At 73.5% G+C, this 25,410-nt stretch carries 18 protein-coding genes and 1 pseudogene; 6 read left to right on the top strand and 13 right to left on the bottom strand.

Features of this window, described 5'->3' with window-relative positions:
* Positions 1 to 12 precede the first annotated feature (12 nt).
* The gene (locus DMB38_RS24515; protein ID WP_206337839.1) at positions 13 to 2,988 is read right to left on the bottom strand and encodes a UPF0182 family protein; all 2,976 of its coding nucleotides are present in this window, start codon (positions 2,986 to 2,988) and stop codon (positions 13 to 15) included.
* A 146-nt stretch (positions 2,989 to 3,134) separates the two neighbouring features.
* Between DMB38_RS24515 and DMB38_RS24510 the strand changes: the two genes are divergently transcribed.
* The gene (locus DMB38_RS24510) at positions 3,135 to 3,734 is read left to right on the top strand and encodes a PPA1309 family protein (RefSeq protein ID WP_125936968.1); all 600 of its coding nucleotides are present in this window, start codon (positions 3,135 to 3,137) and stop codon (positions 3,732 to 3,734) included.
* A 75-nt stretch (positions 3,735 to 3,809) separates the two neighbouring features.
* On the opposite strand, the gene DMB38_RS24505 is transcribed toward DMB38_RS24510, so the two are convergent.
* From DMB38_RS24505 to DMB38_RS24495, 3 genes are all read right to left on the bottom strand, one after another.
* Positions 3,810 to 4,904 (bottom strand): PDZ domain-containing protein, encoded by a 1,095-nt coding sequence (locus tag DMB38_RS24505; protein WP_125936967.1) that lies wholly within the window; start codon positions 4,902 to 4,904, stop codon positions 3,810 to 3,812.
* A gap of 270 nt (positions 4,905 to 5,174) precedes the next feature.
* A complete protein-coding gene (locus DMB38_RS24500) occupies positions 5,175 to 5,654 on the bottom strand; it encodes a molybdenum cofactor biosynthesis protein MoaE (protein WP_125936966.1) in 480 nt (159 codons plus the stop codon).
* Positions 5,655 to 5,766: 112 nt separating this feature from the next.
* A complete protein-coding gene (locus DMB38_RS24495) occupies positions 5,767 to 6,912 on the bottom strand; it encodes an SDR family oxidoreductase (RefSeq protein ID WP_047017937.1) in 1,146 nt (381 codons plus the stop codon).
* A 175-nt stretch (positions 6,913 to 7,087) separates the two neighbouring features.
* Between DMB38_RS24495 and DMB38_RS24490 the strand changes: the two genes are divergently transcribed.
* Together DMB38_RS24490 and DMB38_RS24485 are read left to right on the top strand one after the other, a co-directional pair.
* Positions 7,088 to 8,575 carry a zinc-dependent metalloprotease gene (locus DMB38_RS24490; RefSeq protein WP_125936965.1) on the top strand — a complete coding sequence of 496 codons (1,488 nt, stop codon included), beginning with the start codon at positions 7,088 to 7,090 and terminating at the stop codon, positions 8,573 to 8,575.
* On the top strand, positions 8,572 to 9,102 hold the full coding sequence (locus tag DMB38_RS24485) for an NUDIX hydrolase (protein WP_125936964.1): 531 nt from the start codon (positions 8,572 to 8,574) through the stop codon (positions 9,100 to 9,102). The genes DMB38_RS24490 and DMB38_RS24485 overlap by 4 nt, the downstream gene beginning before the upstream one ends.
* A gap of 61 nt (positions 9,103 to 9,163) precedes the next feature.
* On the opposite strand, the gene DMB38_RS24480 is transcribed toward DMB38_RS24485, so the two are convergent.
* Positions 9,164 to 9,745 carry a M48 family metallopeptidase gene (locus DMB38_RS24480; RefSeq protein WP_240662445.1) on the bottom strand — a complete coding sequence of 194 codons (582 nt, stop codon included), beginning with the start codon at positions 9,743 to 9,745 and terminating at the stop codon, positions 9,164 to 9,166.
* A gap of 169 nt (positions 9,746 to 9,914) precedes the next feature.
* On the opposite strand from DMB38_RS24480, the gene DMB38_RS24475 reads away from it, so the two are divergent.
* Together DMB38_RS24475 and DMB38_RS24470 are read left to right on the top strand one after the other, a co-directional pair.
* Positions 9,915 to 11,195, top strand: a complete 1,281-nt coding sequence (locus DMB38_RS24475) for a ThiF family adenylyltransferase (RefSeq protein ID WP_125936962.1) — start codon at positions 9,915 to 9,917, stop codon at positions 11,193 to 11,195.
* Positions 11,188 to 12,588, top strand: a complete 1,401-nt coding sequence (locus DMB38_RS24470; protein ID WP_125936961.1) for an AarF/UbiB family protein — start codon at positions 11,188 to 11,190, stop codon at positions 12,586 to 12,588. Before DMB38_RS24475 ends, DMB38_RS24470 begins: the two co-directional genes overlap by 8 nt.
* Positions 12,589 to 12,660: 72 nt before the next feature.
* Here DMB38_RS24470 and DMB38_RS24465 read toward each other — a convergent pair whose 3' ends face one another.
* The 4 genes from DMB38_RS24465 to DMB38_RS24450 form a co-directional block, all read right to left on the bottom strand.
* Positions 12,661 to 12,972 (bottom strand): hypothetical protein, encoded by a 312-nt coding sequence (locus DMB38_RS24465; protein WP_164716094.1) that lies wholly within the window; start codon positions 12,970 to 12,972, stop codon positions 12,661 to 12,663.
* Entirely contained in the window at positions 12,969 to 13,292 is a 324-nt protein-coding gene (locus tag DMB38_RS24460) for a WhiB family transcriptional regulator (RefSeq protein ID WP_276314995.1), read from the bottom strand. The genes DMB38_RS24465 and DMB38_RS24460 overlap by 4 nt, the downstream gene beginning before the upstream one ends.
* Positions 13,293 to 13,450: 158 nt before the next feature.
* Entirely contained in the window at positions 13,451 to 13,765 is a 315-nt protein-coding gene (locus DMB38_RS24455) for a hypothetical protein (RefSeq protein WP_125936960.1), read from the bottom strand.
* A 170-nt stretch (positions 13,766 to 13,935) separates the two neighbouring features.
* A complete protein-coding gene (locus tag DMB38_RS24450; protein WP_346429518.1) occupies positions 13,936 to 16,173 on the bottom strand; it encodes an ATP-dependent DNA helicase UvrD2 in 2,238 nt (745 codons plus the stop codon).
* Positions 16,174 to 16,352: 179 nt separating this feature from the next.
* Here DMB38_RS24450 and DMB38_RS24445 point away from each other — a divergent pair, with 179 nt between their 5' ends.
* On the top strand, positions 16,353 to 16,610 hold the full coding sequence (locus DMB38_RS24445) for a mycoredoxin (protein ID WP_101421709.1): 258 nt from the start codon (positions 16,353 to 16,355) through the stop codon (positions 16,608 to 16,610).
* Positions 16,611 to 16,679: 69 nt separating this feature from the next.
* Here the strand turns inward: DMB38_RS24445 and nudC are convergent, their stop codons facing one another.
* The 4 genes and pseudogenes from nudC to DMB38_RS24425 all read right to left on the bottom strand — a co-directional run bounded on the left by nudC (position 16,680) and on the right by DMB38_RS24425 (position 25,256).
* A complete protein-coding gene (gene nudC / locus DMB38_RS24440) occupies positions 16,680 to 17,630 on the bottom strand; it encodes an NAD(+) diphosphatase (protein ID WP_125936959.1) in 951 nt (316 codons plus the stop codon).
* 105 nt (positions 17,631 to 17,735) lie between these two features.
* On the bottom strand, positions 17,736 to 21,032 hold the full coding sequence (locus DMB38_RS24435; RefSeq protein ID WP_125936958.1) for an ATP-dependent DNA helicase: 3,297 nt from the start codon (positions 21,030 to 21,032) through the stop codon (positions 17,736 to 17,738).
* A gap of 83 nt (positions 21,033 to 21,115) precedes the next feature.
* Positions 21,116 to 21,841 carry a hypothetical protein gene (locus DMB38_RS24430; protein WP_125936957.1) on the bottom strand — a complete coding sequence of 242 codons (726 nt, stop codon included), beginning with the start codon at positions 21,839 to 21,841 and terminating at the stop codon, positions 21,116 to 21,118.
* 92 nt (positions 21,842 to 21,933) lie between these two features.
* Positions 21,934 to 25,256 (bottom strand): annotated as a pseudogene (locus DMB38_RS24425) (ATP-dependent DNA helicase).
* Between the last annotated feature and the right edge of the window lie 154 nt (positions 25,257 to 25,410).

Here is a 25,410-nt window from a genome sequence, read left to right as displayed (position 1 = left end):
GCCCCGGAGGGCCTAGGCCCCGCTGCCGCCGCCGTCACCGGCATCACCGGCATCGCTGCCGCCTCCGCCGTCACCGGCTCCGTCGGCTCCGCCGTCGCCGGCTCCCTCACCGGCTCCGTCGCCGTTCGCGCCGGCCTGCTGCTCGGCGTCCTCGATCCGCTGGAGCGCCTCCTCCAGGTCGTCCTGGGCCTTGCCGTACGCCTCCCAGTCCTGGTCCTGGAGCGCCTGCTGACCGTCCTCGTAGGCCTTCTGGGCGTCCTCCACGGCATCCTGGAGGCTGCCGCCGGCCGGCGGTTCCTCCTCCGGTGGCGGCTCCTCGCCCGTGTCCTCGGGTGGTGTCGCTTCCTCCACCCCGAAGACGACGTTCAGCGCCTTGGGCAGCGTGTCCTCGAAGGCCGTCTGGTCGCCGTACGTGACCAGCACCTTGCGCAGCAACGGGTAGCCGGTGCCGGTGCCTTGCACGTACACCGGCTCGATGTAGATCAGTCCGCCCTCCAACGGCACCGTCAGCAGGTTGCCGTAGATGACTTCCGAATCGCCTCTCTGAAGGATGTTGATCTGGTCGGCGATCGCGGCGTTGGAGTTGAATCTGGACTGCACGAGCTTCGGTCCCGGCACGGGACTGTTGGGCGGCAGCTTCAGGATTCTGATCTGGCCGAAGTCGTCGGTGCGCGCGTCCGCGCCCACGGCCATGTACGCGCCCAGGTTGTTGCGGTTGCGTGGCGTGAACGTGGTCGTCAGCGAGAACGACCGCGAGTCCTGGTCCGGCATCTTCATGCTGAGGTAGTAGGGCGGCACCGAACTCTCGACCTTGGTGGTCGGGTCGTCCGGGATCTCCCACTGCTCACTGCCGGAGTAGAACTGCTTGGGGCTGGTGACGTGGTACTGCGTCAGCAGCTCGCGCTGGACCTTGAAGAGGTCCTGCGGGTAGCGCAGGTGGTCCATGAGCGCGTCGCTGATCTCCGCACGCGGCTTGACCGTGTCGGGGAACGCCTTCATCCAGGTCTTGAGGACGGGGTCCTCGGTGTCCCACTCGTAGAGGTCCACGCTGCCGTCGTAGGCGTCGACGGTGGCCTTCACCGAGTTGCGGATGTAGTTGACCTGGTTCTGCTGCGCGATCACCGAACGCTGGTCGTCCGTCAGCGAGTCGGCCGTCGTGTCGCCCAGGGTGGTCCTGGTCGAGTACGGATAGCCGTTGCTGGTGGTGTAGGCGTCGACGATCCAGGTGATGCGCCCGTCGACCACCGCCGGATACGGGTCGCCGTCGATCGTCAGCCAGGGCGCGACGGCCTCCACCCGCTCCTTCGGGGTGCGGTTGTAGATGATCTGCGAGCCCTCGCCGATCGCACCGGAGTACATGATCTGCGGCTCGCTGAACGTCAGCGCGTACGCGGCCCTGTTGATCGGGTTGGACAGGTCGACGCCGCTGTCGCCCTTGTAGCGGTACGTCTTCTCGCCGGAGTCGTCGGCGTAGTCGACCTCGTCCTGCGGGCCGCCCACGATCGAGTAGTCGCGGGTCTGCTCGCCGTAGTAGATGCGCGGCTCGTAGTCGCCGAGCTCGCCCTCGGGCGGCAGGTTCTTCTCCGTGTACGCCGGGTCGCCGTCGTCGGTGACCTCGGTGCCCTTCGCCGCGACGACGCCGTAACCGTGCGTGTACCGGAAGTGACTGTTGATCCAGCCCTTCTCCGGGATGCCGTTCACGTTGATCTCACGGAGACCGACGACGGTGTCCTGCGAGTTGCCGTCCTCGTCCTCGTACCGGTCGACGTCCAGCGTGCCCGGGAACTGGTAGTAACCGCGGACCTGCTGTTGCTGCTGGTACGTCGGCGAGACCACGCTCGGGTCGAGCAGCCGGACGCTCGCCGTGCTGTCGACGGCGCTGCGCAACTGCTCGTTGGTGGTGTCCTTGGGCGCCTGGCCCGAGTACTCCGTCACCTGGGAACCGTCGATGTCGTACGCCTTGCGCGTCGCCTCGATGTTCTTCTTGATGAACGGCGTCTCCTTGGCCTGCTCGTTCGGCTGCACCTGGAACTTCTGCACGATCGCCGGGTACAGCCCGCCGATCAGGATCGCCGAGAGGACCATGAGGCCGAGGCCGATGAGCGGCAGTTGCCACGTACGCCGCCACAGCGTGGCGAAGAAGAGCACCGCGCAGATGATCGCGATGACGAAGAGGATCGTTTTCGCCGGCAGATAGGCGTTCGCGTCGACGTAGCGCAGACCGGTCCAGCCGTCGGTGGTCTTCAGGCCGCTGGTCTTGGTCGCCAGGCTGTAGCGGTCGAACCAGTACGCCACCGCCTTGAGCGCCACGAAGGTGCCCAGCAGCACGGCGAGATGACCGGTCGCGGCGGAGGTGGCCCGCGCGCCGGGGCTGGAGATCCGCAGGCCGCCGTAGAGGTAGTGCGTCAGCGCGGCGGCGATCGTGCAGAGCACGATCGCGGCGAAGCCGAAGCCGAGCAGGAAGCGGTACCACGGCAGATCGAAGGCGAAGAAGGAGATGTCCTTGTGGAACTGGGGGTCCTTCTCGCCGAACGACTGGCCGTTGACCCAGAGCAGCCAGGTGCGCCACTGCCCGGTCGCGGAGGCGCCGGCGATGAGGCCCACCAGCGTGGCGATGCCGAGCAGCACCCACTTCTTGTACGGCGCCAGGTTCATCCGGTAACGGTCGAGGCTCTCCTGCTCCAGCGACATCGCGCTGAGCGGCGGCCTGAGCCGGTGGGCCAGCCAGATGTTGAAGCCCACGGCGAACGCCATCAGCAGGCCGAAGACGAAGAACAGCCCCACCTTGGTCCACAACCGGGTGGTGAAGACCGACGAATAACCGACGGAGCGATACCAGAGCCAGTCCGTCCAGAAGCCGGCGAACATGACGAAGATGATCCCCAGGATGGCGAGCGCACCCAGGGTCATCAGCAGTGTTCGTACTCGCCGGGACGGCCTGCCCACACTGATCCGTGGCCCGGTGGGGCCCCCGCCGCGGTCCGGCATCTGGAAAGCCAAGGTGGCACCTCGATCGAGACGTGAACGTCATGTCATACGGCCCCCGCGGCACAGGGGCCCAATGTGGCAACTTACTAAAGCTTTACTCAGTTCCCGCCGGGGGTGGCAGAGACCGATGAGGCAGGATTGCAAACATGTCCAACTCTCCCACCGGCGGTCCACCCCTGGCAGCCGACCCGCTGACTCGCGCGGTCCTGGAGCTTGACGAGTACGCGGCCGGTTTCGGCTGGGACCGGCCGCCCCGGCTCTTCGCCCTCGTCGACACCGCGCGGCTGCGCGCGCAGGAGCCGGACCTCGCCGAGCGGCTGAACCTCGACGCAGGTCAGGGCGCCGGCGACGGCCCCGCCGCCGAGTCCGCCGCGGGGCCGGCCGCGCAGGTCTCGTACACGCCGATCGAGCAGCAGGAACTGCCCACCGGGCAGCCGCTCGACGAGTTCCTCGGCACCATCGCCTGGCCCGACGCGGTCGGTGGCTGCGCGCTCACGGTCGAGCGGCTGATGCTCCCGCCGGCGGCGGAGGCCGAAGTCCCGGACGATCTCGACGAGGAGGGGCTCGCCGCGTGGGTCGCCGGGCATCCGCGGCGCGAGGAGGTCCGGATGACGGTCGGCGTACTGCGCGACGGCAGCCGGGAGGCCGCGGTGCGGCTGCGCTCCAAGGACGCGCCCACGGAGGTGCTCACGGGGCCGGATCTGGTGCCGGGGCTCGCCCGGGCGCTGGCGGCGACGTTCGACTGACCCCGCCGTGACGGCCGGCCGCCTCCTCCGGGGCGGCCGGCCGTCGCCCGTTCCGCGCGCTCCGTACGCGCCCAACTACTCCTTGCACTCGTCGAGCTGGTCCAGATTGCCGTCGCGGATGTCCTTCAGCGCGTCCATCGCGTCGGACATCGTCCGGATCTCGATGAGCGTGAGCCCGTCGGGGACGTCCCGCGCGGCAGTGGCGCAGTTCGCCGCGGGCGTGAGGAAGAACTTCGCACCCTGGTCGCGGGCGCCGACGGTCTTCATGTGGATGCCGCCGATCGGCCCGACCCGGCTCTCGGTGTCGATCGTGCCGGTGCCGGCGACGAACTCGCCGCCCGTGAGGTCGCCCTTGGTGAGCTTGTCGACGATGCCGAGCGCGAACATCAGCCCCGCGCTGGGGCCGCCGACGTCGGCGAGCTTGATGTCGATCTCGAACGGGAAGGTGTGCGCGGTGCCCGCCGTGATGCCCACCATGGCCTTGCCGGGCTCCTGGTCGGACTCCCTGGTGGTGACGGTGATTTCCTCACCCGGCAGCTTGCGGGGGTCCTCGCCGTTCTTCTCTGCCTTCTCCGCCTTGTCCGCGGGGACGATGCGGAACGTGACCTTCTCCCCCGGCTTGCGGCTGGTGACCAGCTTGACCACATCGCTCGGCCCGTCGACGGGCTCGCCGTCGACGGCCTTGATCACGTCACCGGCGTGCAGGGTGCCCTGCGCGGCGCCGCCCGCTACCACGGAGGCCACGATCACGCGCGTGGTGAAGGGGATGCCCAACTCGTCGAGCGCGGCGACCTTGGCGCTCTCCTGCGAGGCGGTGAACTGCTCGGCGTTCTGCTGGTCGACTTCCTCGGCGGTGCTGTCGTCGGGGTACAGCGACTCGTGCGGCACCACCGCGTCGTCGGGCGAGAGCCAGCCGTAGACCGCCTCGACGAGGTTCATCTTGTAGTCGGCGCCGGTGACGCGGACCGTCGTCATGTTGAGGTTGCCGCTCGTCGGATACGTCTTGCGGTCCTCTATCTGCAGGACGGGCTCGCCGTCGTGGTCCCCGAGGGTGTTCACCGTGGGCCCGGGCGACATCTCTGCGTACGGAACGGGGATGAAGACCCCGGCGACGAGGATGGCGAGCAGCGTCACGGTGGAGGCGAGCAGCGTCGCCGTGCGGCGTGGCATAGAACGACAGTACGGGACGCTCAAGCGGCCCCGGAACGGGAGTGGCTACGCTCCATGGCTTCCCGGAAGCGGGCGTACCCCGCGAGCTCCGTGCTGTCGCCCACCTTGCGGGTGCGCGTTGCCCAGCTTGCCCATATCGCGGCTCCCCCGGCCGATGCGAGGGGTATGACCAACCAGGCTATCGCTGCCATCCCGTGCTCCTAGCTGACGTGAGGTCTTTCCGTTAAGCCAACGCTCACGCGGGCCCGAAAGTTACGCAACTCGACAACCTCAGCCAGCGCCTACCCATTCCTCCGTCCCGTCCGTGAACTTCTGGTGTTTCCAGATGGGAACTTCGCGCTTCAGGGTGTCGACCAGGCTGCGGCAGGCGTCGAACGCCTCCCCGCGGTGCGGGCAGGAGACGGCGACGACGACGGCGAGATCTCCCACGGCCAGTTCCCCCACGCGGTGGACGGCGGCCAGCGCCCGCACCGGATAGCCGGCCGCGACCTTCTCCGCGATCCGGCGCATCTCGGCCTCGGCGGTCGGATGGGACGAGTACCCGAGCGCGGTCACGTCCTGGACGCGCTCGGACGCCGCCTGCCGGTCGTGGTCACGGACCGTGCCGACGAAGAGCGCCGTGCCGCCCGCGGCGGGGTCGCCCACGGCGGCGAAGACCTCGTCGAGCGAGAGCGGCTCCTCACGGATCGCGACGAGCCGTACGGGGTCCGCTGCGGCCTGCTCGCCCGGGTGCTGCGGGGTGTCTGCCATCCGTCCATCCTGCCGCACGGGACCGCCGGCGCGCCCCCGCGCGGCGGTCGGCGGCCGGCGCCCGTACGGGCCGGGGCGCGGTCCGTACGCGACGCTCCGCCGCCGCGCCGGCTCAGATCTTGCCGCGCCGTGCCTTGCGCACCCGGCGCACGACCGCGGCCGTGCCCAGCAGCGCGACCGTCGCCCCGGCCGCGCCCGCGGCGCCCGCCGCGGCGGCGTCCTTGCGGCCCAGCCGGCGGCCCGCGACGGTGTGCCGGCCGGAGACCTCCGCCAGCAGCTCGGCGAGGACCTCCTCGTTGGTGTGCTGCGGGCGCCAGCCCGCGTCGTGCAGCCTGCTGCCGCTGACGACCCACGGGTACATCGTGTACGCCAGGTCACCGGCCGGCGACGGGGTGAGCCCGAGGCGGTGCAGCCGGGAGGCGGCGCCGAGCGCGACGGCGGACGGCAGCTCCATGCGCCGGATGCCGGTCAGCTCCTCGACCTCCTCCTGCTCCAGCCAGCCGTCGCAGCCGACCGCCAGCTCCCCCTCGGCCTTCTCCAGCGCCGCGAACTCCAGCGCGGCGGCCAGATCGTCGATGTGGCAGAACTGCCAGCACGGCCGGGTGCCCTTGACGACCAGCAGCCGGGGCGACTCGAAGTACCTGGTCAGCGGGGTGTCGACGCCGCCGACGACGGCCGCAGGGCGCACGACCGTGACGTTGAGCCCGGGGTGCGCGCGGGGCGCGCGGCGGCCCAGACGCTCCATCTCCAGCAGGTCGCCGACGCCGGTGGCCTCCTCGGTGGCGCGCAGCTCGGCGTCCTCGGCGAGCGGGACGGGGTTGTCGGGCAGCGCCCCGTAGACCATGGCGGAGGTGCACAGGACGACCCGGCGCACGCCCGCCGCGGCGGCGGCGGTGAGCACCGTCTGCGTACCGCGTACGTTGTACGCCGTCCGGGCGGTGGCGTCGGTCTCCAGGTCCAGGTCGAGGGCGAGGTGCACGACGACGTCCGTGCCCCGCAGCTTGTCGGCGATCGCGGGGTCCCGCACGTCCAGCACGTGCCAATGGGCCTCGGGCAGCTCGCCGCGGCGCTCGTCGATGGCGACGACCTGCTTGACCTCGTCGGAGGCCGCCAGCCGCTCCGTGACAAGGGCGCCGATGCCGGCCGCCGCCCCGGTCACGGCGACGACGGGGCGCCACGCGCCCGGGGCGGGCTCGTCGGCCGCGCCCCCATCGGCGGCCTTTCGCGCTGCGCGAACGTTCGGTTCCGGGGAACTCACCGAGCGGCTCCAGTGGTTGTGTGCAGTAGTTCCATCCATCCTGCCCCAGCCGCACCCGCGGCGGTGGCGGCGGGCGCCAGGACATCGTGCAGGCATACGAAGCGGCATAGGGTGGAGGTAGTGGAGGGCGTACGCCGCCGGCCCGGTGCAGGCGGCCCGATGAGCCGAGGAAACCGTGAGTGACACCCCATTCGGATTCGGCCCCCCGAAGGAGCCGGACGACGACGGCGAGGGCGACGACAAGGGTGCCCGCAAGGGGGACGGCGACCGGAGCGGCCGGGACCCGTTCGGCTTCGGGGGCGCCGGGAGCGACCCGCAGAACCCGTTCGCGGCCATCTTCGGCTCCCTCGGCGGCCAGGGCGGCGCCATGGGCCCGCAGGACCTGGGCGCGGCCTTCCAGCAGCTCGGCCAGATGCTGAGCTACGAGGGCGGGCCGGTCAACTGGGACATGGCCAAGGACATCGCCCGGCAGACCGTCGCCCAGGGCGCTGCCGACGAGTCCAAGGACGCCAGCGTCGGGGACGCCGAGCGCAAGGCGGTCGAGGAGTCCGTACGCCTCGCCGACCTGTGGCTGGACGGCGCGACGTCGCTGCCCTCCGGCTCGGGCGCCGCGCTGGCCTGGAGCCGCGCGGAGTGGGTCGAGGCGACGCTTCCGGTGTGGAAGGAGCTGGTCGACCCGGTCGCCGAGCGCGTGGGCGCCGCGATGGGCGGTGTGCTGCCGGAGGAGATGCAGGCCATGGCCGGCCCGCTCATCGGCATGATGCGCTCGATGGGTGGAGCCATGTTCGGTACCCAGATCGGGCACGCGGTGGGGGTGCTGGCCGGCGAGGTCGTCGGCTCCACCGACATCGGGCTGCCGCTCGGCCCCGCGGGCAAGGCGGCGCTGCTGCCGGTGAACATCAAGCGGTTCAGCGAGGGCCTGGGCGTACCGCAGGACGAGGTCCGGCTGTACCTGGCGCTGCGCGAGGCGGCGCACCAGCGGCTCTTCGCGCACGTGCCGTGGCTGCGCTCGCACCTCTTCGGCGCCGTCGAGGGCTACGCGCGCGGCATCAAGGTCGACACGTCCAAGCTGGAGGACCTGGTCGGCCAGGTCGACATCGAGCGGCCCGAGCAGTTGCAGGAGGCGCTGCAGCAGGGCATGTTCCAGCCGGAGGACACGCCGGAGCAGAAGGCGGCGCTGGCCCGGCTGGAGACGGCGCTCGCGCTGGTCGAGGGCTGGGTGGACGCGGTCGTGCACGCGGCCGCGGAGCCGCACCTGGACGCCCCGTCGCTGAACTCGCTGCGCGAGGCGCTGCGCCGCAGGCGCGCCACGGGCGGTCCCGCGGAGCAGACGTTCGCGACGCTCATCGGCCTGGAGCTGCGGCCGCGGCGGCTGCGGGACGCCTCGCGGCTGTGGGCGTCGCTGGCGGACGCGCGCGGGGTCGACGGGCGGGACGCGCTCTGGGCGCACCCCGACATGCTGCCGACCGCGGGCGACCTGGACGACCCGGACGGGTTCGTGCACAGCGAGCAGGCGGACTTCTCGGAGCTGGAGAAGCTGCTGGGCTCGGGGGGCGACGCCGAATCCGGTGACTCCGGCGGGAAGGACGCGCCGGACGAGAAGGGCGGCCCGGACGGGCAGGACGGCGGCAGGGGCGACGGCAAGGGCGACGGGGGCAAGTGACGCTGAGGGACGACGCCGAGCGCGTACTGAAGGAGTGGAGCGCGCCTGACGGCGATCAGGAGGCGCTCCGCCTCAGGTATCTGGAGTTCCTGGCGGCGCATCCCGACGGGATGTGGAAGCCGTGCGCGGACGGGCATATGACGGCCAGCGCGCTGATCGTCGACACGGCGCGCGAGCGGGTGCTGCTGACCCTCCACCGCAAGCTGAACATGTGGCTGCAGACGGGCGGCCACTGCGAGCCGGAGGACGTGACGCTGGCCGCGGCGGCGCTGCGGGAGGCGCACGAGGAGTCGGGCGTGGCGGGACTCACGCTGCTGCCCGGCGGCCCCGTGGGCCTCGACCTGCACCACACGCCGTGCGCCTGGCACCTGGACGTGCAGTACGTGGCGCTGGCCCCCGAGGGGGCGGTGCCGGCGATCAGCGAGGAGTCGCTGGATCTGCGCTGGTACGGGTACGACGCGGTGGCCGGCGTCGCCGACGAGTCGGTGGCGCTGCTGATGGAACGCACCCGGGCGCGGCTGGCCTGACGGCGTGGCCCGGGAGCGGAGGGCCGAGGGCCGGGGAGCTGCGGGCTGAGGGCCGGGCCGGTTAGTCCCCGGCGGGCGGGGTGGTCGGTGTGGGGCGCGGGATGAACGGCAGGCTCTCGCCGGCGACGACGCCCTCCAGGTAGCCGCGGGCCCGCTCGGTGCGGGGGTAGGCGCCGACGAGGTCCCAGAAGCGGGGGCCGTGTCCCGGCACGAGCAGGTGGGCCAGCTCGTGGATCAGCACGTAGTCGATGACGTACTCCGGCATGCCCTTCAGCCGGTGCGAGAGGCGGATCGTGCCCTCGGCGGGGGTGCAGGAGCCCCAGCGGGTGTTCTGGTTGGTGACCCAGCGCACGCTGCTGGGCCGGGCCCGTCCTTCGAGGTACTGCGCGGACAGCCGCTGGGCCCGGTCGGCCAGCTCGGCGTCGCCCGGCATCCGCCGGTTCTCCTGGGCCTGCAGCTTGTCGAGCATGACCGTGACCCAGCGCTGCTCCTCCGCCTCGCTCATACGGGCGGGGATCAGCACGACGGTGCGGTCGCCCTCGCGATATGCGGAAACGGTCCTGCGCCTGCGCGTGCTGCGTCTGACCTCGACCGCTCTCGACGGTTTCGGCCGTCCCGGGATGTGCTCTGGGTCAGCGGGCACGGCATGACGTTACCTGGTCAGGGCGGAGAAAGTCCCGGCCGGGAGCAGGCGTGCGGCGCCGCCGCGGAGGTCGCGGCCAATTCGTAATACTTTTTCCGGCACCTGTGGATAACTCATGACGCAGTGGGGCGGGCTGCTGGCAGAGTGTCGCAGGAACGAGGGGGGCGCGATGCATCCGATGATCAAGCCGGCGCTGCGGCGGAGCTGGCGCGGCAGGCACACCATGCAGATGGGCGTGACCAGGGCACATGCGGTGTCGATCCATCCGGTCGACTCGGCGACGGGGCTGTTCCTGCGCAGGCTGGACGGCACGCGCGGACTGGACGCGCTGCGCCGCGAGGCACACAGGTTCGGCCTCTCCCCCCGGTCGGTCGACACGCTGGTCGCCCGATTGACGCGGGCCGGGCTGATCGACGACGGTCCGCCCCCGCCGAATGACACGGGAACTCCCCGGGACGACCACCCGGCCTCCACGGGCCGTCCACGTCACATCCACCGTTCCCCGGACGCCGGTCCGCCGGCGGCGCACGCCGCACCGGCGGTCGTGCTGCCGCGGGATCGCCCGCCGTCGTCCGGCTCTCCGGCGTCCGCTTCCCGGGCCGGCCGGGTGCCGCCGCCCGGGGCCCGGCGGCGGGGCGGGGTGATACCGGCGCGGTTGCGGGCGGACCAGGCATCGCTGTCCGTGGTGCACCCCGAGCCCGGGGCCGCGGAGGCGCGGCTGGGGGCGCGGCGGGGGCTGCGGGTGGTGGTGCGCGGTGCCGGGCGGGTGGGGGCTTCGGTGGCGGCGCTGCTCTCCGCCGCGGGCGTCGGCGGGGTGGAGGTGGTCGACGGCGGCTGCGTCGAGCCGTGGGACGTGGCGCCGGGCGGTGTGGGTGCGGGGGACGTCGGCCGGCGGCGCGGTGACGCGGCCCTGGGCGCGGTGCGGCGGGCCGGGCCGTGGCCGGCGGCGCGGGGCGGGCGCCCGGGCGGCGCGGTGTCGCTCGTGGTGCTGGCGCCGCGGGACGGGCTGGCGGCGTACGCGCCGGATCCGGAGGTCGCGCGGCGGTACCGCGAAGCGGGCATTCCGTACGTGTACGCGGGGGTGCTGGAGGGCACGGGGGTGGTGGGACCGCTCGTGCTGCCGGGTGGTTCCGCGTGCGCGGGCTGCCTCGCGGCGGCCCGGACGGAGGCGGAGCCGGAGTGGCCGCGGATGCTCGCCCAGTGGCGGACCGGAGGTGATCGGGAGGGGGTCGCCGCGTGCGATGTGGCGTTGGCGACAATGGTGGCAGGGCTGACGGCGGCCCACGCGCTGACTTTTCTCGACGGGCGGCTGCCGGTCTGTACAGGGGCCCGGCTGGAGTTCGCGCTGCCGGGCCTGGCCTGGGAGTTGACGAAGCTCGATCCACACCCGAGGTGCGGGTGCGGTGCGGCGGCAGCCGCTGACCGGGATACGGGAGTGGCCCATGTCTGACCTTCCGCGCAAGGCGATCACGCGTACGGCCAGGTTGGCCTCGCTGCCGGTGGGCTTCGCCGGGCGGGCCACCTGGGGGCTCGGCAAGCGGCTCGGCGGCCGGCCGGCGGAGCTGGTCGCCCGGGAGCTCCAGCAGCGCACCGCCGAGCAGTTGTTCAAGACGCTCGGGGAGCTGAAGGGCGGGGCGATGAAGTTCGGGCAGGCGCTGTCCGTCTTCGAGTCCGCGCTGCCGGAGGAGATCGCGGGGCCGTATCGCGCGGCCCTCACCAAGCTGCAGGAGGCGGCGCCGCCGATGCCGGTGCGTACGGTGCACGGTGCGCTGGCGGAGCGGCTGGGCCCGGACTGGCGCGATCTCTTCCTGGAGTTCGAGGACACGCCCGCGGCGGCGGCGTCGATCGGGCAGGTGCACCGGGCGGTGTGGCACGACGGCCGCGAGGTGGCGGTCAAGGTGCAGTATCCGGGCGCGGGCAAGGCGCTGCTCTCCGACCTGGCGCAGTTGGGCCGCTTCGCCCGGCTGTTGGGGCCGCTGGTGCCGGGGCTGGACATCAAGCCGCTCATCCAGGAGCTGCGGGACCGGGTGTCGGAGGAGCTGGACTACGGGCTGGAGGCCCAGGCCCAGAGCGCGTACGCGGAGGAGTTCGCGGACGACCCGGATGTGCTGGTGCCGGACGTGGTGCACCAGGCGGAGCAGGTGCTGGTCACCGAGTGGCTGGACGGGGTGCCGGTCTCGGAGCTGATAGCGAACGGCTCGCGGGCGGAGCGCGACCGGGTGGGCCAGTTGCTGGCGCGGTTCCTCTTCGCCGGTACGGCGCGCACGGGCCTGCTGCACGCGGATCCGCACCCGGGCAACTTCCGGCTGGTGAAGGAGGGCGAGCCGGAGGAGTGGCGGCTCGGGGTGATGGACTTCGGCACGGTGGACCGGCTGCCGGGCGGACTGCCGGAGGAGATCGGCATCGCACTCGGGATGACGCTCGAAGGCGAGGCGGACGAGGTCTACGAGCTGCTGCGCGAGCAGGGGTTCGTGAAGCCGGACGTCGATCTCGACCCGGAAGCGGTGATCGACTACCTGCTGCCGATCATCGAGCCGGCCGCGGTCGCGGAGTTCGCCTTCAGCCGCGAGTGGATGCGGACGCAGGCGGCCCGCATCGCCGATCCCCGCAACCCCGCGCACCAGTTGGGCCGGCAGCTCAACCTGCCGCCGTCGTATCTGCTCATACACCGGGTGACGCTCAGCACCATCGGGGTGCTCTGCCAGCTCGGTGCGCAGGTGCGGATGCGCGAGGAGCTGACGGAGTGGCTGCCGGGCTTCGCCGAGTACGCCGAAGGGGGCCGTCCGGAGGACGACCCCCACGAGGGTTCGGCGACGGAGGACCCGGCGACGGCGACCGCCTGACCGGGCCGGCCGCCGGCGGCCGGAGCCGTGGTCGCCGCCGGCCGGCCGCGACCCGGGCCCGGCCCGCGGCCGTTACTGCATGACCGCCATGGCCAGCGCGCGCCGGGCGCGCATGTGCGCGCGCTCGGCCCGGCGCTGCATCCGCCGGGCGGCGATGAGGCGCAGGGCCCTGCGTTCCTGCTCGGCGGCCTCTACCCGGTCCCGATACTGGGCCCGGGCAAGGGCTTCTGGCATGAGTTGCATCTGAAGGTTCCTGTTCTGGCGCTCGTCGTAGGCGCCTGCTTCGTGACGTGCTGCGGGGTAGTCGGTGGACGGGCTCATCGTCGTTTCCTGCTCTGCCGGTGCGTGTGCGCGTGGACGGTCGATCGTGCCGTGGGCGTTCATGCCACGACCGGGTTCTTCCGCGGACGCCCACGCGGCCGCTTGCGCGGCACCACCACGCCCTGGACGAAGAGCTCGCCGCCCCAGACGCCCCAGGGCTCGCGGCGCTCCTTCGCACCCGCGAGGCATGCCTCACGGACGGGACAGGTCTGGCAGAGGGACTTGGCGTACTCGACGTCCGCCGGAGTCTCCGCGAAGAACACTTCGGGGTCGTAGCTGCGGCAGGGTACGAGGTCGCCGAGCGCGTCGATGCGCTCGTCGAGCTCGGTGAGAGCGGTGAGCTGGGTAGTCAAGGGGACCTCCAGGTCGGTGGTGCCGGGCACGGGGTCGGGCGTGGGCCTGTGCGGGGTGTGCACGGGGAGGGACACGATTCCGTCCTTGCTCGTCGTCTTGATCAACTTCTGCGTTGGGCAAATCAAAAGGGCCGCGGATCCCGGTTCGGGTTCCGCGGCCCTGGAAGGTGCCGTCTCGATCGAGTCGATCAAGATGGTTCTTTCCAGGGATCAGGCCCGCGGAAGGCCCGCATGTGCGTCGTGGCCGCAATGCCGCCTGCGAAGGCGCCATTGGCCCACTCCTGCTGGAGGTCGGCACCCGCTGCCGCCGCCGCATAGGCCGGAGCCTGCGCCGCTGCTACCAGGAGTGCCTTGGTCGGTCGCTCGTCACGGACACCCAGACCGCCACGGACACCGGACACACCGGTGGCGGGGACCTGGAACTTGGAGAGGGCGAGCAGGCAGGAGGAGACGACCTCGCGACCGTCGGCAGCACGACCGTCAAGTTTCGTGATGCTGATCATGGGGTTCTCCTCCTCTCTGGTCTCGTCGGACCGGCGAGCCGGTCCAAGGTCTCCTAGTACAACACGGAATCACCGGCTCCGTGAAGAGCTGTTCTTCCGTGCCGGAAGGCTATGAGGCTACTCCCGGCGATCGCAAACCATTTTTCGGGGACTTTTTTCGCCGGGTCCCGTCAGGGCTCCCCGGCAGGCTCGCCCGAGGGCTCCCGGCCGGCACAGAGATCCAGGACATCGGTGCCGTATCGGTCGAGTTTGCGCTTGCCCACACCCGAAATGACCGACAGCTCCTGCTCGTTGACCGGCGCGGCCTCGGCGATGGCGATCAGGGTCTTGTCGGTGAAGACGCAGTACGCGGGCTGCCCCAGTCGCTGCGCCTGGACCGCGCGCCAGTCGCGCAGCCGCTCGTACAGCCCCTCGTCCATGTCCGAGGGGCAGTCCTCGCAGCGCATCAGCTTGATCTCGCCGGCGTCCGTCAGCGTCCGCCCGCAGACCCGGCAGCGCACCGGTCCACGGCGCCGGCGCCGGGCCGCCGCGCCCCGCTCCGCACCGCCGCGCTCCACGCCGCCCTGCGGCACCGTCCCGGCGCCGCCCCCGCGCCCCGAGCCCGGCCGCAGCCCGGTGAGGAAGCGGCTCGGGCCCCGCGAGGCCCGCCCGCCCGGCGAGCGGGACAGCGCCCAGGACAGCGACAGGTGCACCCGGGCCCGGGTGATGCCGACGTAGAGCAGCCGGCGCTCCTCCTCGATCTGCTCGGGCGTCTTGGCGTACGTGATCGGCAGCATGCCCTCGGTGAGCCCCACGAGGAACACCGCGTCCCACTCCAGGCCCTTCGCGGCGTGCAGTGAGGCGAGCGTCACACCCTCGACCGTCGGCGCGTGCTGCGCCGCCGCGCGCTCCGCCAGCTCCTCGACCAGATCCCCCAGCGCCGCTCCCGGCCGGGCCCGCGCGAAGTCCTCGGCCAGCCGCACCAGCGCGGCCAGCGACTCCCAGCGGTCCCGCGCCGCGCCCGAGCCGGCCGGCGCCTCCGGGGACCAGCCCATCGTCCCCAGCACGGCCCGCACCTGCGCGGCCAGGTCGCCGTCCCGGCCGGCCTCGTCCAGCATCGCGTCGTTCTTGCCGGCCACGGCCGCCCCGCGCAGCTTGACCCCCGCCTCGCGCACCTCGGGCCGCTCGAAGAACCGCTCGGCGCCCCGCATCTGGTACGGCACGGAGCGGTCGGCGAGCGCCTGCTCGTAGACCTCCGACTGGGCGTTGATCCGGTAGAGCACGGCGATGGAACTGGGCGCCACGCCCGCGTCGATGAGCCGGCGGATGTGCCGGGCGGTGCCCTCGGCCTCGGCCGGCTCGTCCGCGTACTCCGCGAAGGCCGGCTCCGGGCCGGCGTCGCGCTGCGCGACCAGCTCCAGCCGGGCTGCGGCGGCCCGTCCCGTGGCCTGGGAGAGCACGCCGTTGGCCAGGTGGACGACCTGGGGCGTGGAGCGGTAGTCCCTGACGAGCTTCACGACGGTGGCGTCCGGGTGCCGGGTGCGGAAGTCCAGCAGGTGGTCGGGGGTGGCGCCGGTGAAGGAGTAGATCGTCTGGCTCGCGTCGCCGACGACGCAGAGGTCGTCCCGGCCGCCGAGCCACAGTTCGAGGAGCCGCTGCTGGAGGGGGCTGACGTCCTGGTACTCGTCGACGACGAAGTGCTGATACTGCCGGTGCACCTGCTCGGCGATGTCCGGGCGGTCCTGGAGCACGCCCACGGTGAGCAGCAGCACGTCCTCGAAGTCGATGACGCCGCGGTCGCGCTTCAACTGCTCGTACCCCCGGTAGATCCCGGTGATCTCGGCCGGGTCACGCGGGGCGTCGCGGCCGGTCTTGGCGAGCGCCGCGGCATAGTCCTCGGGGGCGGTCTGGGTGACCTTCGCCCACTCCAGCTCGCCGGTGACGTCCCGCAGCTCGTTGCGATCGAGGCGGACGCGGGTGCGCGCCGCGGCCTCCGCCACCAACTGGACCTTGCGCTCCAGCAGCCGCGGCAGCTCGCCGCCGACGGCGCGCGGCCAGAAGTACTGCAACTGCCGCAGGGCGGCGGAGTGGAACGTCCGCGCCTGCACGCCCGGGGCGCCGAGCTGGCGCAGCCGGCCGCGCATCTCGCCGGCCGCCCGGTTCGTGAACGTCACGGCCAGCACGCTGGCCGGCTGGAGCACGCCTGCCCGCACCCCGTACGCGATGCGGTGGGTGATCGCGCGGGTCTTGCCCGTGCCCGCACCGGCCAGCACGCACACCGGGCCGCGCAGCGCCGTCGCCACCTCGCGCTGCTCCGGGTCGAGCCCCGCCAGCACCGCGTCCGCCGAGCCCGGGACGGCGGGGAACTCCGTGGGCTCCGGGGAGAGGGAGGGCTGCGAGGACGACGGGGGCTGCGGTGCTGCTGTCACCCCGCCATGCTGCCAGGTCCGCCGGGACCGGTGTGCCGGTTGTCCACAGGCCCCTGTTGAGGGCCCGGTTATCCACAGATGGCGGCCGGGACTACGGGAATGGCGGCGTCCCCGGGTACGTTCACCTTCCGGAACAGATCACGCCGCGACCCGGCCGACCCCCAAAGGAGCGCAGCGACATGGCGGGCACCGTCACGATGTACAGCACCACCTGGTGCGGCTACTGCCGTCGGCTGAAGAGCCAGATGGACCGCGAGGGCATCCCGTTCGAGGAGATCAACATCGAGCAGGACCCGGACTCCGCCGCCTACGTCGAGAGCGTGAACAACGGCAATCAGCTCGTGCCGACCGTCGTCGTGGTGCCGCGGCAGGGCGGCGAGTCCGTCGCCATGCCGAACCCCTCGCTGGCCCAGGTCAAGGCCGCCCTCGGCGCCTGACCGCGGCCGCGGGCGCCGGGCGGGGAGCCCGGCGCCCGGCAGCGCCCGCGGGACCCGCAGCGGCGGCCGTCAGCCCGGCCGCCGCGGCAGGTCCGAGCCGTACCAGAGCTCGATCAGCCGCCCCGCGATCGAGATGCCGTACGGCGGCAGCACCTCGCCGGACTCGTAGGCCGCGCCCAGTTCCTCGCGGGAGAACCAGCGCGCCTCGTGCAGTTCCTCGCCGTCCACCCGGATCTCCGCGCCCTTGGCGTCCGCCGCCCGCGCGAGGAAGCCCACCATGAGGCTCGAGGGGAACGGCCACGGCTGGCTGGCCACGTACTCCACGTCGCCGACCACCACCCCCGCCTCCTCGAAGACCTCCCGCCGCACCGCGTGCTCCAGCGACTCGCCGGGCTCGACGAAGCCGGCGAGCGTCGAGAAGCGCCCCTCCGGCCAGTGCACCTGGCGGCCCAGCAGGATCCGGTCCTCCGGGTCCGTCACGGCCATGATCACGGCGGGGTCCGTCCGCGGGTAGTGCTCCGCGCCGCACGCCGGGCAGCGGCGGATGTGGCCCGCGGCGGCGATGACCGTGCGCTCGCCGCAGCGCGAGCAGAAGCGGTGCAGCCGCTGCCAGTTCTCCAGCGCGACGGCGTGGACCATCAGCCCGGCGTCCTGCTCCGAGAGCAGCAGCCCCGCCTCGCGCAGCCCCGCGGGGCGCGCGGTGTCGTCCATGCGGCCGGGCAGCGAGTCCTTCTGCAGCGCGAAGTAGCGCACGCCGAGGGCGTCGGTGCCGAGGAAGTAGCGGTGCTGCTCGGTCGGCGGGGCCTCGAAGGCGGGGGTCGTGACCAGCGCCGTGCCGCCGTCGGGGGTGTCGTCGATGAGCACCTGGCCCTCGCAGACCACGAAGACCCGGGTCGTCGGGTGGCTCCAGGCAGCGGCCAGCCACGCCTCGTCGATGCGGTGGTGGGCGGCGCGGTCGACGCCGCTGTCCGCCGTGAAGGAGATAGGCCGGGAGGCCGCCCGCTCGATGCCCGTGGTCACTGCTGCTCCCCTTCCGCCGCGCCGCACACGGCCCCCGCGCGCTCGTCCCGCACGCACGCCGAAGGGTCGGCGACGCTGCCGGGGGTGGTGCTCATGCCCCCGAGCCTAATCCGTCCGGCCGGACAGCAGGGCCTCAAGCTCCGCTCTTCCCGGCAGTGTGGCCGGACGCACGATCTCCCCGGTGCGTACGTAGAGGAAGGCGGCGGTCACGTCGGCGAGCGGCAGCCGCTCCTGCTCGGCCCAGGCGAGCCGGTAGACGGCGAGCTGGAGGGGGTCGGCGCTGCCGCTGCGGCCGGTCTTCCAGTCGACGATCTCGTAGCCGCCGCCGGGGTCCCGGTAGACGGCGTCGATACGGCCGCGGACCATGCGCCCGGCGAGGCTGAGCTGGAAGGGCGCCTCCAGGCGGTACGGCGTGCGCCGGGCGTACGGGGACCGCTCGAAGGACTCCTTGAGGGCGGCCAGATCGCGCTCGTCGGCGATCTGCGGCGCGTCCTCCTCGCCACCGGGCAGCTCGTCGGGGCCGAGCATGGGCAGCGGCAGCGCCTCGAACCGCGACTCGACCCAGGCGTGGAACCGCGTCCCGCGCCGCGCCGCGGGCATCGGCGGCCGGGGCATGGGCCGGGCCAGCTCCTGTGTGAACGCCTCGGCGTCGGCGGCGAGCCGGAGGAGCTGCGAGGCGGTGAGGGAGGCGGGCAGGGTGACCTCCCGTACGGGCCGGCGGGCGGCGAGCAGCTCCGCTTCGAGGGCGTCGAGGTCCCGGTCCCAGGACTCGACGACCCGCACGTCGGCGGGCCCGAGGGGGTGGGCCCTTGCGCCGTCGGGGCCGGTGCCGGGAGCGTGCCCGTCCGCCGCCGCCCGGCGGGCCAGAGCCGCCTCCACCGCCGCCGCGGCCTCGCGGCGGCGGGCCGTCGCCGCCGGGGCGAGCGGGAGCGGCCACGCGCGCTCCGCGGCGTGCTCCGCCAGGGCCGGGTTCTCCGTCTCCTCCGGGGGCTCCGGGGCCCACTCCTCGACCTCGCCGCCGCCGCGCTCGCAGTGCTCCCGCAGCGCGTGCAGGAACGCCGACGGGCCCCGCGCCTCCTTCTGTGTCGGACCCCACCAGTGCCCGGAGCCCAGGAGCAGCGACCGGGGGCGCGTCACCGTGACGTACCCGAGGCGCAGCTCCTCCACCTCCTGGTGCTCCCGCATCGCCGCCTTGAAGTCCTTCAGCCCCCGCGCCGTCCACTCCGCCACGTCCGGCAGCGTCTGTGCGTCGCCCCGCAGCGCGTGCGGCAGCACCTTGCCCTGCGTGGTCCACGACTCGCGCGGCTGCCGGCTCGGGAAGTGCTTCTCCACCAGTCCCGGCACCACCACGACGTCCCACTCCAGGCCCTTCGCCTTGTGCGCCGTGAGCACCTTGACCGTGTCCCGCCCGTCGCCCGGCAGCGAGCTGTCGAGCCCCTTCTCGTACTGCGCCGCGGTCCGCAGGAAGCCCAGGAACGCCAGCAGCGTCGCCTCGCCGTCGAGGGCGGCGGACGAGGCGTAGTCGGCGGCGACGTCGAGGAAGCGCGCCAGCGTCTCGCGCCGCCGCGCCGCCAGCGCGTGCGGCGACGCGGACAGCTCGACCTCCAGGCCCGTCACCGCGAGCACCCGGTGCAGCACGTCCATCAGCGGATCCGCCAGCGACCGCCGCAGGTCCCGCAGCTCCGCCGCCAGCCGGCCGAACCGCTTCCGCGCCGCCGCTCCGAACGGCAGCCCGTCGTCGGGCTGCCGGGCCTCCAGGAACGTGTCCAGCGCGTCGGCGAGCGACGCCACCTCCGCCGGGTCGACGCCCTCCACGGCCTGCGCCAGCCGCTCGTCGGCGTCCTGTCCGCCGTCCGTACGCGCCGTGGCCACCAGCAGCCGCGCGCGGCGCCCCAGCAGCGCCAGGTCGCGGGGGCCGATGCGCCACCGCGGGCCGGTCAGCAGGCGGACGAGCGCGGCGTTGGCCGTCGGGTCCTGGAGCACCTCGCACATCGCCACCAGGTCCGCGACCTCCGGCAGGTCCAGCAGGCCGGCGAGCCCGACGACCTCCACGGGGACGTCCCGGGCGACCAGCGCCGCCTGGATGTCGCCGAAGTCGCCCGCGGTGCGGCACAGGACGGCGACGTCGCCGGGGGCCGTGCCCGTCCGCACCAGATGCGCCACCGAGTCCGCCAGCCACTCCAGCTCCGCGCCGTACGTCGGCAGCAGCGCGCAGCGCACCGTGCCGTGCCGCTCCGCGCCCGGGGCCGGGCGCAGCGCCTCCACGCCGACGTGGCGGGCGCGCAGGGGGGCGGCGAGGCCGTTGGCGAGTTCGAGGAGGCGCCCGCCGCTGCGGCGGTTCTCGCCGAGCGCCTGGCGGCGCGCGGGGGTGCCGTCGGCGTGCGGGAAGTGGGCGGGGAAGTCGTCGAGGTTGGCGACGGAGGCGCCGCGCCAGCCGTAGATCGCCTGGCAGGGGTCGCCGACGGCGGTCACCGCATGCCCCGTACCGCCGCCGAAGAGCCCGGCCAGCAGCCGCCGCTGGGCGACGGAGGTGTCCTGGTACTCGTCCAGCAGCACGACCCGGCACTCCTCGCGCAGCAGCCGCCCGACCGCCGGGTGGTCCTCGGCGAGCAGCGCGGAGTGGGCGATCTGGTCGCCGAAGTCGAGGAGGTCGCGGCGGCGCTTCTCGCGCCGGTAGGCCCGTACGAGGTCGAGCAGCTCCAGCCGGGCCTGCGCGGCCCTGGGGGCCTTGCGCAGCTCGTCGTTGGTGAGCCGGACCCGGTCGAGAGCGGCGAGCTGCGCGGCGCCGAAGTCCGCCAGCGCGTCCGGATCCACGAGGTGTTCCGCCAGCTCGGCGTCGAGCGCGAGGAGTTCGCTGACGAGCGTCGGGAGGGACTTCGTCAGCGCGGGGTACGGGCCGGGGGCGCTGCGCAGGACGCGGGCGGCGAGCTGGTAGCGGGTGGCGTCGGCGAGGAGGCGGGCGCCGGGTTCGAGGCCGATGCGCAGGCCGTGGTCCTTGAGCAGTTGGCCGGCGAAGGCGTGGTACGTGGAGATCCGCGGCTCGCCGGGCTCCGCGGCGCCGTCGCCCGGCACCCCGTCGCCGTACGCGCCGTCGCCGTAGGCCTCGTCCGCACCGCCCGCCGGCGTGACCCCCGCCTGCGCCAGCGCCCGGCGCACCCGCTCCGCCAGCTCCGCCGCCGCCTTGTTGGTGAACGTCAGCCCCAGCACCTGCTCCGGTGCCACCTGCCCCGTACCGACCAGCCACACGACCCGGGCCGCCATCACCGTCGTCTTGCCGGACCCCGCACCCGCCACGATGACCTGCGGGGCGGGCGGTGCGGTGATGCACGCCGTCTGCTCGGCGGTGAAGGGGATCCCGAGGAGCTCCTTGAGCTGATCGGGGTGGGTGATACGGGCCGGCATTCCAGCGAGCGTAGCGGCGCCCGCCGACAACCGGGGTTCCACGGCTGCCGGCGGGCGCGAGGGACGCGGGATGCGCTACGGGCTCAGCCGCCCAGCTCGTTCAGGTTCACCGCGTCGGCGGGCGCCGTGACGTCGACCTTCTCGTTGAACTCCGAGAACTCCGCCGTGCCCGGCTGGTCCCCGTCCTCCATCTCCATCTTGAGGATGTACGGCTCGCCCTCGGTGGCGATGTGGACCCGCGTGGTCTCGCCGTCCTCCTTGGCGATCAGCGTGATGGTCGGGGTGCCGCGCACCTCGCCCTCGTCGCCCTTCTCGGTGGTGTCCTTCTTGTCGCCCTTCTCCCCATCGCCCTTGTCCTCGTCGTCCATGTCCTTGAGGATCGTGTCGAGGTCGCAGAAGGAGGCGAAGTCGTCCTGGCCCGCGCCCATCTCCACCCAGCGGTCGCCCACCGTCGCCTCGATGAGCTGCGCCTGCTCCGGGCTGCCGGCGTTCTGCTCCCAGAACTTCGTGTCCGGCTTCATGTAGGACGTACCGCCGACGCGGCGGATCTCCGCGGTGGCACCCTGCGTGGTGACGCTGCCGGCGCACTCGCCGCCCTTGGTCACCGACAGCTTCATCGCCGTCCCCGCCGCCCCCGTCTGCTGGAAGTCCAGGGTCATGGACTTGGCGGAGCGCATGGCCGCCACCGTCTCGTCCTTGATCTCCTCGGGCGACTTGCCCGCGAGACCGCTGTCCTCGCTGCCGCACGCCGAGAGGACCGTCACACCCAGGGCCGAGACCAGCGCCGCCGCCACCACGCTCTTACGCACAGTCAATCCTTACTTGTTGCTTACACCTGACCGATTGGTCATACGACCACACAGACAGCCGCGGTGTCACACCGGGGTCTCCTACCGTGGTCTCACTCCACGACGTGCCGGCCCTCCGGGCGGGCGCTGCACGAGCTGCGGAAAGCGCACTGCGCGCAGTGGTCGCCGGGCGTCGGCCCGAAGCGCTCGTCGAGCACCCGGGCGGCGGCGGTCGCCAGCAGCCGGGGGACCCAGTCGCCCTCCGGGGGCGGCTGCCGCTGCACCTTCGGCAGCGCGTCGCCGCCCTCCCGGACGGGCGCCCCGATCCGCAGGTGGACCAGCTCGGCGCCGCCGGACACGGTGCGCTCCGCGCCCGCCGCGCCCTCGGCGACGGCGGCCTGGTACACGGCGAGTTGGGCGTGCTCGGCGACCTCGGGCCCGGTCGGCCGCGACTTGCCGGTCTTGAAGTCGACGACGTACGCGCGGCCTTCGGCGTCCTCCTCGACGCGGTCCATGGTGCCCTTGATCCGCACTTCGTACGTACCGGCCTTCAGCGTGACGTCGAAGTCCCGCTCGCTGGCCACCGGACGGCGGCCCCGCTCCAGCACGTGCCAGCGCAGGAAGCGCTCCAGGGCGGCGCGCGCGTTCCCCTTCTCCTGCGCGGACTTCCACGGGGCGTCGAAGGCGAGTCCGTCCCACACGCCGTCGAGGCGCTCCATGAGCGCGTCGAGGTCGGCGGGGGTACGGCCGGAGGCGACCTCGTCGGCGAGGGCGTGGACGACGAGGCCGAAGCCCTGCGCGGCGGAGGCCGGAGCGTCGGCGCGTACCTCGCGGCCCAGGAACCACTGCAGCGCGCAGGTGTCCACCAACTGCCCCACCGCGCTGCCGGAGAGCGCGACGGGCAGGTCGCGGTCGCGCAGCGGCACCGCGTTCTCCGTCGGCTCGTCCAGGCCCCACCAGCGGTCCGGGTGCGCGGCGGGCACCAGCGGACGGCCGTCGTCCGCCGGCGCCGCCAGCCGGGCCAGCCGCTCGGCGGCGGCGGCGCGCAGGGCGTCGGACGCCTCGGGGTCGACCGTCGTCGCGCGCAGCTCGGCGACCATCGCGGCGACGGAGAGCGGGCGGCGGGGCCGTCCTGTGACGTCCTTGGGGTCGACGCCCAGCTCCGCGAGGAACCGCGACGGCTGGTCGCCGTCCTCGGCGGGCGCCTTCACGGCGGTGACGACGAGCCGTTCGCGGGCGCGGGTGGCGGCGACGTAGAAGAGCCGGCGCTCCTCGGCGAGGATCGCGCCGGGCGGCAGCGGCTCGGCGAGGCCGTCGCGGCCGATGCGGTCCGCCTCCAGCAGCGAGCCGCGGCGGCGCAGGTCGGGCCAGAGGCCCTCCTGGACCTGGGCGATGACGACGAGCCGCCACTCCAGGCCCTTGGCGCGGTGGGCGGTCATGAGGCGTACGGCGTCGGGGCCGGCGGAGTCGTCGGCGCGGCGGGTGAGGACGTCGGCGGCGATGTCCTGGGCTTCGAGCTCTTCGAGGAAGTTGAGGGCGCCGCGGCCGCCGGTGCGCTCCTCGGCGCGGGCGGCGGTCTCGAAGAGGGCGCAGACGGCGTCGAGGTCGCGGTCGGCGTTGCGCCCGGCGGGACCGCCGCGGGCGGCGGCGCGCTGGAGCCGCGCCGGCCAGGGGGTGCCGTCCCACAGCTCCCAGAGCGCGGCTTCCGCGGTGCCGCCGCGGGTGAGGAGGTCGCGCGCCTTGCGCAGGAGGAGGCCGAGGCGGAGGGCGCTGCCGGCGTAGGCGCGGTCGTGGACCACGAGGCGGCGGGGCTCCGCGAGGGCCTCGGCGAGGAGGACGTCGGAGGGCCGCGGTACGGAGCGGCCCGCGGCCCGCTCCTCGTCGCGGAGCGCGCGGCCGAGGCGGCGCAGGTCGGCGGCGTCCATGCCGCCGAGGGGGGAGGAGAGGAGGGCGATGGCGACGTCGGGGGGGATCCAGGGGTCGGGGGCCGGAGGGGTGGCGGTGTCGTCGGCTGGTACGGGGGCGGTGTGGCGTTCGCCGGGTTCGGGGTTGCGCTCGCCGGGGTCCGTCCCCGGGCCGGGTGCCGCGTCCGCCGTACTCCCGGGCGTCGTCTCGCCGCCCTCCGCCTCCGTACGTTCCCCCCGCCCCGCCGGAGGCAGTACCGCCGCGGCCGTGGTCCTCAGGGCCGTCAGCAGGGGCTGTACTGCCGGTTCGTGGCGCAGGGGGAGGTCGTCGCCCGCTATGCGGAGGGGGACTCCCGCCGAGGTCAGGGCGCGGCGGACCGACGGGATCGTGCGGGCGCCCGCGCGGACCAGGACCGCCATCTCACGCCACGGCACGCCCTCTTCGAGGTGCGCCCGGCGCAGGATGTCCGCGACGTTGTCCAGTTCGCCGCTCGCCGTCGGGTACGTGTACGCCTCCACCCGCCCCCCGTCGCGCACCGGCACCAGCCCCCGGTGTGCCCGTACCGCCGCCGACGGCAGCCGCGGCAGCGGCATGCGGCGCGTGAGCAGCCGCGTCGCCGCCAGCGGCTTGGCGGCCGAGCGCCGCGACGTGCCCAGCACCGCGACCGGCGCGGGCGCGCCGTCCCGCCGCGGGAAGACCTCCGGGAACGTCAGGATCCCCCCGACGTCCGCCCCCCGGAACGCGTAGATCGACTGGTCCGGGTCGCCGAAGGCGACCAGCGTCCGGCCGCCGCCCGCCAGCGCCCGCAGCAGCCGCACCTGCGCCGCGTCCGTGTCCTGGTACTCGTCGACGAACACCGCGTCGTACCGCCCCGCCAGCTCCGCCGCCACCCGCTCCGACTCGGCCAGCAGCACCGCCCGGTGCACCAACTCCGCGTAGTCGAGGACCCCCTGCATGTCGAGCACGTCCAGGTACTCCGCCAGGAACTCCCCCGCCGCCGCCCAGTCCGGCCGCCCCGCCGCCGCCGCGAACCGGTCCAGCGCCGCCGCCCCAGGCCCAGCTCCCGGCTGCGCGCCAGCACCGCCCGCACCTCGTCGGCGAACCCGCGCGTCGTCAGGCAGGCCCGCAGCTCCGCCGGCCAGGACACCCGCGCACGGGCGCCGTCCGCGTCGTGTCCGGCGAGGAGTTCCCGTACGACGACGTCCTGTTCCGGCCCCGACAGCAGCCGCAGCGGCTCGACGAACATCTCGGCGTCCTGGTGCGCCCGCACCAGCGCGTAGCAGTACGAGTGGAAGGTGCTGGCCTGCGGCGCCCGCGCGCCGTCCAGCCGGGCCGCCATCCGGTCGCGCAGCTCCACCGCCGCCTTGCGGCTGAACGTCAGCACGAGGATCCGCTCGGGGTCCGCCCCGCGCCTGATCCGCTCGGTGACGGCCTCCACGAGAGTCGTCGTCTTGCCCGTCCCCGGCCCGGCGAGCACGAGCAGCGGTCCGTCCCCGTGATGAACCACCGCGCGCTGCGCTGCGTCCGGCACAGGGGGGACCGGCCGCACGGGTGCGGTGCGGACGAGCCGGTAGGCCGGAGAGGAGACGGGCAAAGTGCTCACATGTATCGCCGGTGACAGAGGACGGAAGGGAGGTGCCGGTTGCCGAACCGTACTCCGTACGGGCGGCGGCCCGGGCCGTTTG

This window comes from Streptomyces sp. WAC 06738 (genome assembly GCF_003945505.1).
Taxonomy (GTDB): Bacteria; Actinomycetota; Actinomycetes; order Streptomycetales; family Streptomycetaceae; genus Streptomyces.
This window is presented reverse-complemented; position numbering and strand designations above follow the sequence as displayed.